Raw genomic sequence first — 13,191 nt, 5'->3', positions numbered from 1 at the left:
CCGCCACTTTAGCATCAGTACAATTTCTTAATAACTTTCCACATAATACAGCCATTGTTTCCACCATTGTTACTAATCGTATTCCTTTTTAATTTAATTAAGACAAAAGAATTCATGCAGGTCTATTCCCTTTATTCCCTCACCAAGCCCTTTCAATAACTAATGCCGAATCCCAAGGCAAGATTCACATCAGGATCCTCCCTTTTCCCAAAATAAAAAGCCGGCCATAAAGTAGTTTTGTGCATGACTTTGCACGAGCTATTTTATGGCCGGCTAATCTTTAAGCAGGTTATCCTGCTAGTTATCCATCTCACCGTTATACTTTTTAAAAAGACATAGAGTCAGGCAATTATACATTATGTAACATCCATGAACTTTTATTTATATCATTATTGAGCGTAAACCCCTCTGACTTTAGGCTAACTGACTTTACGTAAGCTTTTTCACAAAAACCGCTCCAACAAAGGAATAAATTTCTCATGCGCATAAATGCCTTCAGATTCTGAAATAGCTTGAAAAAGAACAGCATGTAAAGATTCTGTTAATAGGTTTAAAGAATGCTGGACAGAACCATTCTCAAATTTCTCCAATGACTCAGGCAATTCATCCTCATCTAAAATAAAATATTCTCCATTCGGAAGCACCAGAATATCGATTATTAAATCTTCAAAAGATACCATTCTATCGCTTATCCATGTGTTTTTTACGATGTTAAAATAGGAGCCTAAATAATTTCCTTTATGGTCTCTCCAGAAATATAAATTATATGGGCGTTCTTTCCAGTAATAAGCAATTGTATAACTGCCTTTCGGTATAGTTAATTGAGCTTGATTGGCTTTCATTGTAAAAGTGTCTTCAATAATATGAAAAAGCACCACGTTTTTATTTTGTACAGTCAGCAGCATACAATTATATTCCACGACCTCGGAATCATACCTTATTTTTCTTTCTATTATTTCAGCCCCATTGAATTGATGAGTTCTTAGATTTGTTATAGCTCAAACCTCCCAACGGCAAATAAGAACCAGGCAATATGTATTTACAACATTAAATTCATTATGAACTGTTCTCCAATTGGCCCCATTTTTCTGCGTCCTGTATCCTGATATCCCACTTTTACATACAGTTTTTGGGCTGCAATGTTTTTGTAATTAACAGCTAATACAATTTCATTACAGTCAGGGAATTCGTCAGCAGTAAATTTTTTTAGTAATAACATAGCCTGCTTTGCATATCCTCGTCCTTGTTTAGCCTGGTTGATGGATAATGATGTTAACAGCATCGCCTGCGGATTGTCCGAATACTCCTTTACTCTTTCCGTTGAATGCAATAAAAAGAAGCCCACTGGTTCTCCATCACAAAGGATAACGATTCGATGCTGGCCTTCTGTTACTTCTTTATAATTGCTTGGCAGCGAAGTGAATTGAACCTGCTCTTCAGGAAGCTCAAAAGAATTTAAAATATCCATATGTTCACCAGAGAAATGTTTTAACTCCAAATAATTTGTTCTTTCCATTTATTCTCCCCCTCAGTTTAATAGTAAGATAAGAACAAATGTTTGTACAGTTAAAAATTTAGTCATTAAATCAAAACAAACAAGCTGCCTTGATGGCAGCTTGCACTATCTTTTCTTGCATTTTATCATGAAGAAATTTATTGATGGTTTATTTTTCATATCCTTATTTGGCTCGTCAACTTCTGAAATCTCTATCAGGCCATATTGTCCAAATTCTTGTTTTATGGTGTCAAAATCATAAAAAAACATTTTCACACCGTCCATGATCTCAAAATAGTCTTTATCCAACTGTTTGCCCTTGCCAAACATGGGGGCTTTTTTTGAAACAGCAGTAAAAATCATATAGCCATTTGGTTTTAACTGTTCATAGCAATCTTTAATAAACTTCTCTCTCTCCTCCTTATTTAATAAGTGAATAAGTGCATGGGAGAATACACCAGTGTAAAGTTGTTTATCAAAAGGCATGTCAGTTACTGAGCCATGAAAAATTCTGCTGTCAATCCCATGTTGCCTCGCCAGATCAATGGCTGTTTTTGAAATCTCAATACCTGTCACATTTATGCCATTTTCCTTAAAAACCTTCGCATTTCTTCCATATCCAAAACCCGGCAACAGTATATCCTTAACATTCTTTTCAAGGAAAAAGTCCTTTGTTAAGATAGCGGAATCTGCAGCCTCAAACCCCCACATCGTTTGTTTTTCTATAAAACTTGATTCCCAGAATTCCATTAATCCTATCTCCTTTATATTTTAATTTTTATTAGAGTGCTAAGATGCTAACACTTATTTAATATTTATAATAGATATAAAGACTCTTTAATAACTATAATTTGTTTTCTTCTTTTTGTAAATGTAATTACTTTACAGTATTTTCATTATTACGCTTGTTGAGCTGGGCTGAAATTATCACATGTAGCTGATAACCAATGATTACAGCCCAGCCTGTCCCGTTATAAAGTAAGAATTATAGGTAAAAGAAAAAAGCTTACTCAATTCAGCTAATTGAATAGCTATGAGTAAGCTTTTAATAATTAGTGTTTTTGCAGTAAGCTGGTCATAAGCCCCTTATCCAGGCTGCCTTTTCCTGTTGGCTTTGCCTCATCATGCCACCAGTAGGCTTTTTCCGGATTTTTAAGGACTTCATTTATCTCACTCGGATGTTCAACGACTGGAGCGGAGCCGCGAAGCGACCTGCCTGCAGTCTCTCTTACAAACAGAGTGACAACTACAATTCCGAATGCACACATGCCCATCAGGTAAAATGCCGGTACCATTTTATTATCGGTTATACTCACCAGCCATGCCACAAGCAGCGGCGTTGTTCCTCCAAAAAGTGATGTCGCCGTATTATATGTGATGGCAAGTGCGCCGTAACGTACTTTCGTGAAGAATAAAGATGGCAGAGTAGCCGGCAAGGATCCCTGCAAGGTGGACAGCAGCGCCCCAAGGATCAGCAATCCAAAAAAGGCTGCATAAATATTGCCTGAACGAACCAGCATAAATGCTGGAATGCTTAGTATAATCGCTCCCAATAAGCCTGCTTTTAATATTCGGTTCCTGCCAAAGCGATCACTTAAATGCCCCATTACCAAAACCATAGGAACCATTGCAATCATGACCAGCACAAGAAGCAATAAACCTTTCTGTTCACTGTAGCCAAGTTCTTCTGACATATACGAAGGCATATACGTGAGAACGGTGTAACTCATTACATTATAAAATATAACGATTGCTGTACAAATTAATAGCGCCTTCCAATGCTCAGCAAAAATCTCTCTTAAGGACGAATGTTCTTTTCTTTCTTCTATGGTTCGATTCATCGCCTCAAAAGCTGGAGTTTCATCCAAATGATTACGAAAGTAGAAACCGATTATGCCAAGTGGAGCAGCAATGAAGAAAGGTATTCTCCAGCCCCAATCCACCATCGTCTCACTTCCAAGAATAGATGTCAGCAGGGTTACAAGGCCGGCCCCCGCGATAAACCCTACCAGTGTTCCAACCTCTAATCCACTTGCCATAAAGCTGCGATTTTTATCGGGAGTGCTTTCCGCAATGTAGGTCATTGCCCCCGCATACTCACCTCCAGTTGAAAAACCTTGAACGAGTCTGGCTAATAGCAATAAGACCTGAGCAGTAATCCCAATTGCTGCGAAACTGGGTATTAAACCAATACTAAGGGTGGCAGCCGACATCAGAATCATGGTGATTGCCAGAACATTCTTCCGTCCAATACGGTCACCCATCATTCCAAAAAACATACCCCCGAGCGGACGTGCTATAAAAGCCACTGCGAAAGTAGCAAAAGCATATATTAACTGAAAGGATGGATCAATTTCCGGAAAGAAAACTTTCCCAATTGTAACGGCTAAGAAGGAATAAATACCAAAATCAAACCACTCCATCGCATTCCCGATAGATGTACCCATCATAGACTTCTTTGCGACACTGCTGTCCACTACTGAAATATCTTTTTTCTCTACATCTCTTGGCTGCTTATTCACATTTCCCCTCCTGAGTATCATTTAATAGATAAATTGCTTAATAGTTTTTTCCCTATCTCTTGCCTATAAAACAATACAAATTTTGGTAATATCCAAAAAACCTTTATCAATACCTTCGACTGAATTAAACAAAAAAGCCGCCTTATTTGGCAGCTAATCTTGAATAAAAGCGGTATTGTTTATGTCAAACCAATTAGTAGTTTTTCCTAAGATTAGATCGTCTTTGAATAATCCATCATATATAACAGATAATTCATCCGGAAAGTTCACTTTCCCAGCATCATTTACAAATCGGATTCCCTTTATCTTTTTTAGTTCATTCATACAAGGTACACCGCTGACAGAATCTGCAAAGTAGAAATAACCCGTCCACCGAGTATCGCTGAAAAAGAAATTTCCCTGATACACCTCAGTAAGTACATGAACGGTTAAACCGATTTCCTCTTTTACTTCCCGTTTTGCACACTCGGAAGGGGTTTCGCCTATTTCCTGTTTCCCCCCTGGAAAATTCCACAGATCCCCTCTATCTTGTACTACTAAAATATGATGGTCCTCATCTTTTATCAGGACACGAGTAAAAATATTTTGCATATACGCTTTTTCCTCTCATCTTACGGTATAGAAGATATAGCTAAATGAATAAAAGCTGTTGCCAGAACTTAATAAACCATGGTAAAGCTAGAGTACAGTACCAATTTTGGCTCTCTTATTTGTTTGTAAAGGATAAGGCCCGGCATAATCGAAATGATCCATGTAAACATGCCCGTAGGGAAAATAAAAAACCTGAATTCGCAATCCAAAGTATACGACAATCAAATGAAAAAATAATAAAGACCAGGATAGTATTTTCATAAGTTCTCTCCAATTTGTATTGAAAGCAGCCGTATAAATTTTTGAATCTTATCACAGGAGTTACTCAGCAAAGGCACCTGCAATTATTTCACTTTTGGAATCTATTAGAAAGAATTGCCGAAAGCAAATATTCAGCGTCCAATCCTACTCCGCAAATCAAAGCCGAGCCTCGCTGATATTGCCAGGGTAAGCCTATAAAATATAGGCCCCTAACTTCAGTGATCCCCCTTTTATGTATTGGTTTTCCTTCATTAGAGATGACACCATTTATATTAATCCAATCGTATGAAGGAACGAAACCAGTGGACCAGATGATACTATCGAATTTCCTCCGAGTCTGATCTTCAAATAGAACTTCTATATCATTGACGCGTAAAACTTTAGGTTTTACATCAATCTTTTTGATTTTTATGTATTTTTTCAGTTCCTTTCCAAAAATCGGGTCCTTCTGTTTTTGAAACCAGCCGCCTTTTACTGTATCTTTTCCTGCAAACAGCAGACCGAGTTTATCCAGCCAATAAAAAATACTTCTTCCAAGTATTGTTAACGGCAAAAACTTCATGCTGTGGCTTACGGCTATTGTGACGCTCTTATCTTTTGCTAATTCCACAGCAATTTGTGCCCCGGAATTGCCGCCGCCCACAACCAATATCTCACTTCCTGGCACTTTATCTGGCGAATGATATTCAGAAGAGTGAAGCTGAAAGGTATTTGCCCCCTTGTTTATGCCAAGAGGTATATAAGGTTTTTGAAATGCTCCAGTTGCAATGATTACTTGTTTAGCTATCATGTTCCCGCTATTAGTTTCTAAGAGAAATGCACCATCAGACTGTTTATTTAACTTAATTACGTTAATGTTAAGCATGACTGGAAGATCAAAATGCCTAACATAGTCATTCAAATAGTCAGCCATCTCATCTTTCGATGGAAGTTCTTTTGATGTACCTCCCATTTGTAATCCTGGCAGACTGCTATATCGGCGAGGGGTAAATAAGACCAGGGAATGGTACCTTATTCTCCAGGAGTCCCCCACTTCCCCACTTTTTTCTAATATGACAAAGGATGCATTTTCTTTTTTTAAATAATATCCCATTGCTAATCCTGCCTGACCTCCACCAATAATGGCCACTTCATAATTTATTATGGTTCTCACTCCTCTCCCACAAAAGTTATTCAAATATCTATTTGAATATTATTATATATAATAACCAGAAAAAGGAATACACATTTTAAAAAGAAAAACAGCGGCCTCTTGGCAGCTGTTCATAAAAAAATGGAACTTATTATTAGATGGCTGAAATCTTTACTAAACCGGCGGCCCCTTTAAGTCAATTGCATAGTTGTAATACAAGTACCATCATTCTCAAAAGTTGAAATTTCTGATTCCGATGTTTTTCCATCATACTTAATCCTTATTTGATATGTTTCATCTCTTGGGAGCCATAGATCGAAAAATCCATTTCCCTGGGACTTTACTTTTTCTTTCAATATTACATTGCCTTCCGCATCTTCAATATATACATCAAAATCTGTATCAGCTAATTCACCTTGACAACCTGTCAAGCTATGATTAGTTCAAGGATGGGTTTCATTAACATAAGGTGCAATAGAAACGAAAAACTCTTCTTTCGGCAGATCATAGACTAATTCTTCACCATCCGCTTTTTTTACCACTAGCTGCTGTGAGGTAATCGAAGCAGACTCGCTCTTAATGTTTCCTGCACTATAATCATTCACCAATTCTTTGATGTTTTCAGCCTTCAAAGCGGCCTCATCATTTGAATCGGCTTGTCCACAGCCAGCTAATACAATAGAAATGACTAAGACAGCCAGAAATATTTTTACCTTCATCTTTTTTCACATCCTTACTCTGTTTCTCCTTATTAACTATTGCCAAAGTATACAATAGCAAATAAATATGGAGAAATTATGGAGAGATGATTTGGAGCACCCGCTGCTTACTAAGCAATTCGAATGTAACTATGCTAAAGTTATCTATGCATAGATATTTTCAGAGGCTGTGAGTCAAATTGAACTTAATCGAAAAATTATATACTCTTATAATATTTTTAGCAGTGGTTATTGGTATTAGTATAGGGCAAGCAGAGTTAATAAGAGCTAATGCGGAAAGTTTTATTATGCCTTTATTAGCAGCAATGCTATATATTACATTCTTACAAATCCCTATTGAAGATATCAAGATAGCTTTTAAGAACATAAAATTCACATACACTTCAATCATCATAAACTTTGTCTGGACCCCCATTCTGGCATGGCTGCTGGCAATGGTATTTTTAGGCGATACTCCAACACTATATATTGGATTTATTATGCTGATGGTTACACCATGCACTGATTGGTACCTAATCTTTACAGGCATAGCAAAAGGAAATGTTGCCTTATCAACCGCTATCCTGCCTCTAAACTTGATCTTACAGGTCATATTGCTGCCTATTTACCTCCTAATCTTTGGCAGAACGACAGGAGTAATAGAACTGGAGTTTTTAATTGAAAGTATTCTGGCTGTGTTAATCATACCGTTAGTTCTAGCTGTTTTAACCAAGATTCTCTTAAAAACCAAGAATCAGTTAAGAGAAAGCCTTGTATCCAACCTTAGCGTGCTGCCAATTGTTTTTCTTAGCTTTGCCATCGCTGCAATGTTTGCATCACAGGGACAATTATTGCTTAATCATTTAGATTTACTGTGGAAAATGACAATACCTGTCCTTTTGTTTTTTATAATTAATCTTTTTTTCAGTCAAAGAGCTGGACAGCTTATGAGATTTCCGAACTCCGACAGAGCCAGTTTGAGCTTGACTACTTTAGCCAGAAATTCCCCGATTGCTTTAGCCATTGCTATGACCGCATTTCCAGACCAGCCTTTGATTGCGTTAACCTTAGTAGTTGGCCCTCTACTGGAATTGCCTATCCTGGCCGTCATCACCCATATTTTATTATTTATCACTAAAGAGAAAAGAATATAAAAAAAAATGAAAGCACACATGTGTGCTTTCTTAACTTGCCTCAATAGCACAAAAAAGGGTTGTTAATCTAACATTTATGTGAATACATTAGTTATAAAACCCCTCATATCTTCCCTTCTCTAATCTGCCCAATCAGCTTCTCCAGCCAAAAAATAGCGTGCTCTGCTTTGGTCGACACATACCCGCCAAGGAATTCTATCAGTTTCTCATTATCTTTATCTTTTTCGATCAGCTGTTCAAAACTTTTATAATACTCCCACTTAGCCTTGGAGCTCTTTAATTTCTCTTCAAGGATTGCTATTGCTTTATCCTTATCCACATATTTGATGTTGGCCAATCCCACCATCATTTCACCGATCGAATCGGCCGTTTCAAACAATTTGTAGATTTTAATCGGCAGTTCTTCCCGGCCTTTAGCCGTGATTTCAAATATTTGTTTATCCGGCCGATGTTCTTCTTTAATTATTTCGACTGTTTCAATCAGGCCTTGTTTTGCCAATGAATCGAAATGGTAGTACAGCTTGCTCTCTGTTAATCCAGCAAGCTGATCAAATGGAATAGGCTCTGAAAGCTTCTTTTTTATATTATAAGGATAATTCTTACCCTCCATCAGTTTGGTTAATATAAATATTTGAATGGTCATTCTTTATGCTCCTTCAAGAGAATTACCCTTATTTTAGCAAAATAAAGCCGGCTTTTCAGCCTCATCCTTTACCTCTCCAATATTAAAACTCCCTTAAAGCAGTCAGTCCACCTGCCTTAAGGGAGCTTTTATTCCTTACTTGTACACTTTCATCGGCAAACTCGTTAAGGACTGGCCAGTGGCTGATGCCGTTAAATTTTTTTCTAATTCAAACCCTTCCACTGGTTCGATGCTGGAGAACTTTTTCACGAAGGTCTCCAGTGCTATTTTCATTTCCAGGCGTGCCAGGGGTGCACCCAAACAGAAATGCGGGCCATTTCCGAATGTTAGATGCTTTTTATTGTTAGGACGGTGTATGTTTATAGAAAAAGGTGCTTCAAACATCCGATGGTCCATATTGCATGCACTCATCCACGCAATAACGACATCCCCTTCTTTTAACTCAACGCCCAATAAATTGTTATCTTTTCTCACAGTACGGTCTCTTCTCGACATATGAAAACGGTAACGGAGCATTTCTTCAACTGCGTTTGGCACTAATTTCAGGTCTTTACGCAGTTCTCCATATAGAGACTTATCATCATAAAGCAATGAATAAAACGTATTGGCAATCGCATGACTGGTTGTTTCCACACCTGCGCCTAAAAGCAGCATGGTCACCTGCACAATTTCCTCATCGGTAAATTTTTCACCATCTACTTCAGCTTGAATTAAATCAGAGATAATATCATCCGAAAGATTCGACCGCTTTTGAACAACAATGGGATAGAGATATTGGAAATATTCTTTCGCAGCATTCTGTTTTTGAAGCTCTATGTCTTCCAGTCTATCTTTATCGTAAGGCTGGAAAAGGATATCCACCCATTCTTTGAATTGAGCCCTGTCCTGTATCGGTACGCCGAAAAGATCTGCAATAACCATACTAGGCAGCGGGGCTGCCAATGCCTCTACAATATTAACTTCAGTATTTTCCTGGATATTCTCTGCCAGCTCCTCGGCGATCTGCTCGATGCGCGGCTCCCAATTCTTCAAACTGCGGGGAGTAAAAGCTGCTGCTAGCAAGGAACGCCCTTTCCGATGATCCGGCGGATCTACAAGTGTAAGATTTGTTAAAGGCGACGCTTTCTCATGCTTGTCATTTGCTCCAACAAATATTGTTGTTCTCGGCCCGGCACTTGAAAAAAATTCATAGTTGCCCAGCACCTGTTTCACACCCTCATAGGTAAACACATTCCATGTATTCGTTTGTTCATGATAATACACCGGATGATGATGAAGCATGTCCTTGTACCACTCAATAGGAAAAAACTCCTCTGCACGTGACTGAAAATTTGTAATCTCGTTTACAGGAATGACTTCTTTCAACATACTATTTCTTTTCCTCCTTTAAGATGATGGGGATTCACTGGGCTGCACCAAAATAAGGGACCTGAGCAATTTTAAGGTTTAATAACCCACTAAGGTAAATGTACCTTCCGTTATTACATTACTCTAAACAAAGTAGTTTAAAAAGAGTATTTTTGGCTAAAGATTTCCACTTTTTATTTGAGGGAAAATTTATATATAGTCCATGTAACCTACATATAGGAAGAGGATATTTCAGAAACAAGATGTATCAGCTCCAAAAAATGCAGCCTCCTATGGAGTCTATATAGAGTCTGCAGCTCAAGAGATAGGTACATTTTCGATTCATCTGCCCAGAATTAGTATGACAAGTGGCATATCCAGAAAAAACACAGGCGAATTTTAACTTTTAGGTGCTTAACCATATGTTAAGGTAATAAATATAGGGGTGAGTCCCTTGTTAAATTAGGTTTAAAAGGAGGCCTCGTCATGATTATCAAGCGGATTCGACACAGATAATTAACAGAGGCAGGCCAAACATACTCCAGAAAGAATTTGATCTGCAACATTAGGAACGGTGATAAGATAATACGGAGGTATAATATGAGTGAACAGATAATGAAGATAAATAAAGTGGAGATATGTACAGAGAGCTTTGGAAACTCTAACGATCCAGCAATTCTTTTGATCATGGGCGCAATGACTTCAATGGACTGGTGGGATGAGGATTTCTGTCTCCGCCTTGCTGATCAGGGGAGATTTGTGATTCGATACGATCATCGGGATCTGGGACGATCAACCATTTATGAACCTGGTACTTCCAATTATACAATAACGGACTTGGCTGACGATGCGGCCGGTGTACTGGATGCTTACCACATAGAGCAGGCACATATCGTTGGCATGTCCATGGGCGGTTTGACCGGCCAGATTCTTGCCTTAAGATATCCGGACCGTGTACGGTCACTTACGCTCATTGCATCAAGTGTGTTCGGGACCGAGATGGAAAAGCTGCCTCCAATGGATCAGAACATACTTGATTACCACGCGAAGAGTGCCTCCATCGATTGGTCGAATCGGGATGCTGCAATTGCTTATCTCGCGGGCGGATGGAAAACCTTAGCCGGCTCTAAACCTTTCGAGCAGGAAAGAATATATAAACTTGCTGCAAGAGAAGCAGATCGCGCCAAACATCTGCCAAGCAGATTTAACCATGCCATGCTGCAAGGTGAAGACGTATATTTCGATAGAATGGATGAGATCAGAGTACCAGTTCTCATTATTCATGGCACGGAAGACCCAGCCCTCCCATACGAGCACGGGCTTGCTCTTAGGAAAGCCATCCCTCATTCGGAATTAGTGACACTTGATGGAACTGGCCATGAGATTCATAGTGAAGACTGGAATCAGATTATAGATTCTGTTGTAAAGCTTAGTTCAAGATAAGAAGAATAAGTGGAAGAAAATACCCCTTCACGACTGAAGTCTTGGTTTTAGTTGTATTTACGAGTTTTAATTTAAGGAAAGTTCAAAGCCCAATTTCTCAATGTTATTAACGGGAAATTGGGCTGCTTTTATTTCAGAATCACGGCATTATAATAAAGCAGCCACTGTGGTAAGTGCATTTGTTTACAAATTTCAGATTACACTCTATCAAAAAGTGCTAAAGCCTATCCAGCAATATTGCCCCTTTCATAAAGAAAGACTCATTTCTTATTTCAGAAAGCGGCAGATTGTTGAAGTACTTAATTACTTTGACTTATTGAGCTAAACCAGCTAATAGGAGTCAAGAACTTCTTATTAAAATATCTAATCCACCGTGTTATACTTTTGAAAGCAAGCCAAATAACCCTCCAAATACTTTTTGGAAGGTTTTTCTTAAGTTGCTGTTTTCTGTGGATTAAGCAAAATCCAGGAACTGTTCATTCCTTTTTAACATTGCGTAAATCCAGTGTAAAAGCTTGTTTACACAAGCTATCATTGCTACTTTTGAAGGCTTTCCTTCATTTCGTTTCCGATCATAATACTCTTTTAGCTTCTTGTTCCTCGAGCTTCTTATACCGCATAAAACGGCCATATACAAAGCGTGCCGTAATCGGCTTGAACCTCGTTTAGTAATATGATTTATAGTAGCTGTGAACTTACCTGATGAATGGACACTTGGATCTATCCCTGCGTAAGCCACAAGTTTTTTAGGGTGATTAAACCGGTCAATTTCTCCGATTTCGGAAATGATCGTTGCCGCGATTTTTCCTCCTATTCCGGGAATTGACTGGATTATCTTACATTCTTCAATTTCTTCTGCCAGGACATCTATCTCTGCCTCTATACTGGATAGGTGTTCTTGGTACTGAAGAAGCATAGTGATATACATATCCAAACTGAACAACTGACTTTGATACACACCTTGTTGGAAAGGATTTCGCTTAGCCGAATCTATTAATTTAGCTGCCCTCTCCCTCGCCAAACCCGCAGACCGTTCTATACGCATTTCCACAATTCGCTCCAGTATCTTTGCTTCACCAATCCTCAGAACATCTTCAGAAGTAGGAAACTCCTTTAAAACCTGAAGAGAGACTCTTGAAAATAAATCTCCAAATACTCCCCTATATTCCGGAAATCCCTGATCAAGAATTGTGTGGAATTGAAGTTTTGCCTGAATGTAAAGGTTCGTAACGGCTTCGTATTGCCTTGACAATGTTCTTAGGTTTAGCAGCCTTAAGCCTCTTTTCTTATAAGGCTCAAATTCTTCCTTGTAATACAGAATACAAAGTTGATATGCATCAAACGCATCCGTCTTTACCTTTCTTAGACTGGTTTTCTTAGCCTGATGAGAAATGATGGGATTTACCAAAATATATAGATATTGACTTTCCTCCAGACATTGAATAATCGGTGTATGGTAATGCCCTGTAGATTCAAGAATTACTGCTGGTCTAACACCAGTCTTTCTTTCTATCTCTTTCAAAAAAGAGATGAAAGTATCTAAATCCTCAGTGATATGTTTTATCTTGAAGCTCTTTCCAAATGGCTTGTCTTTATCTAGAAATGCCTGAGCTTCACTTTCCCCTTTGGCCACATCCAGGCCAACAACTGGATTCAATAATTATCTCTCCCTTTGTTGTACTCGCCAGTAACCCCTATACCTTCCTGTAGTTCCATAGCTTCGCTTGTTATACGAGATCATTTGTCCCAACCAGCCTCAAACATCATTCTACAAGTAGGGGGCGAACAGTTTAGTTGACGAGATCTAACTCCCACGCACCCGTACGTTCTACCCTGGCTACTGAAATAATAGGTCCTATAAAAAAAAGAGCAACCAGTAAAAACTGGTTAACTCAATAATACGAA

At 38.5% G+C, this 13,191-nt stretch carries 12 protein-coding genes; 2 read left to right on the top strand and 10 right to left on the bottom strand.

The genetic code is table 11. The annotated features are described in order from the left end of the window. Positions 1-443: 443 nt before the first annotated feature. The 7 genes from DFO72_RS26625 to DFO72_RS29785 all read right to left on the bottom strand — a co-directional run bounded on the left by DFO72_RS26625 (position 444) and on the right by DFO72_RS29785 (position 6,720). A complete protein-coding gene (locus DFO72_RS26625; RefSeq protein ID WP_395858212.1) occupies positions 444-995 on the bottom strand; it encodes a DUF402 domain-containing protein in 552 nt (183 codons plus the stop codon). Between the two features lie 44 nt (positions 996-1,039). Further along, positions 1,040-1,516, bottom strand: coding sequence for a GNAT family N-acetyltransferase (locus tag DFO72_RS26620; RefSeq protein WP_113885432.1), 477 nt, complete (start codon positions 1,514-1,516; stop codon positions 1,040-1,042). Positions 1,517-1,621: 105 nt separating this feature from the next. Further along, positions 1,622-2,245 (bottom strand): class I SAM-dependent methyltransferase, encoded by a 624-nt coding sequence (locus tag DFO72_RS26615; protein ID WP_113885431.1) that lies wholly within the window; start codon positions 2,243-2,245, stop codon positions 1,622-1,624. A 302-nt stretch (positions 2,246-2,547) separates the two neighbouring features. After that, positions 2,548-4,038, bottom strand: coding sequence for an MFS transporter (locus DFO72_RS26610; protein WP_113885430.1), 1,491 nt, complete (start codon positions 4,036-4,038; stop codon positions 2,548-2,550). Between the two features lie 132 nt (positions 4,039-4,170). After that, a complete protein-coding gene (locus DFO72_RS26605) occupies positions 4,171-4,608 on the bottom strand; it encodes an NUDIX hydrolase (RefSeq protein ID WP_113885429.1) in 438 nt (145 codons plus the stop codon). A gap of 349 nt (positions 4,609-4,957) precedes the next feature. Then, the gene (locus DFO72_RS26600) at positions 4,958-6,013 is read right to left on the bottom strand and encodes a flavin-containing monooxygenase (RefSeq protein WP_166672560.1); all 1,056 of its coding nucleotides are present in this window, start codon (positions 6,011-6,013) and stop codon (positions 4,958-4,960) included. Positions 6,014-6,192: 179 nt separating this feature from the next. Next, entirely contained in the window at positions 6,193-6,720 is a 528-nt protein-coding gene (locus tag DFO72_RS29785) for a CueP family metal-binding protein (protein WP_181782431.1), read from the bottom strand. Between the two features lie 179 nt (positions 6,721-6,899). Between DFO72_RS29785 and DFO72_RS26585 the strand changes: the two genes are divergently transcribed. After that, positions 6,900-7,853: an arsenic resistance protein gene (locus DFO72_RS26585; RefSeq protein ID WP_113885426.1), complete on the top strand. Its 954-nt coding sequence runs from the start codon at positions 6,900-6,902 to the stop codon at positions 7,851-7,853. Between the two features lie 103 nt (positions 7,854-7,956). Here DFO72_RS26585 and DFO72_RS26580 read toward each other — a convergent pair whose 3' ends face one another. Beyond that, on the bottom strand, positions 7,957-8,496 hold the full coding sequence (locus DFO72_RS26580) for a PadR family transcriptional regulator (protein ID WP_113885425.1): 540 nt from the start codon (positions 8,494-8,496) through the stop codon (positions 7,957-7,959). 135 nt (positions 8,497-8,631) lie between these two features. Continuing rightward, the gene (locus DFO72_RS26575; RefSeq protein ID WP_113885424.1) at positions 8,632-9,864 is read right to left on the bottom strand and encodes a cytochrome P450; all 1,233 of its coding nucleotides are present in this window, start codon (positions 9,862-9,864) and stop codon (positions 8,632-8,634) included. Between the two features lie 579 nt (positions 9,865-10,443). On the opposite strand from DFO72_RS26575, the gene DFO72_RS26570 reads away from it, so the two are divergent. Beyond that, complete coding sequence (locus tag DFO72_RS26570; RefSeq protein WP_113885423.1) at positions 10,444-11,286, top strand: alpha/beta fold hydrolase; 843 nt, start codon at positions 10,444-10,446, stop codon at positions 11,284-11,286. Positions 11,287-11,740: 454 nt separating this feature from the next. On the opposite strand, the gene DFO72_RS26565 is transcribed toward DFO72_RS26570, so the two are convergent. Next, entirely contained in the window at positions 11,741-12,943 is a 1,203-nt protein-coding gene (locus DFO72_RS26565; RefSeq protein WP_134177299.1) for an IS110 family transposase, read from the bottom strand. Positions 12,944-13,191 lie beyond the last annotated feature (248 nt).

Source organism: Cytobacillus oceanisediminis (assembly GCF_004366035.1).
Lineage (GTDB): Bacteria > Bacillota > Bacilli > Bacillales > Cytobacillaceae > Cytobacillus > Cytobacillus oceanisediminis_C.
The sequence above is the reverse complement of the archived record's forward strand: the minus strand, read 5'-3'. Positions and strand labels throughout refer to the sequence as shown.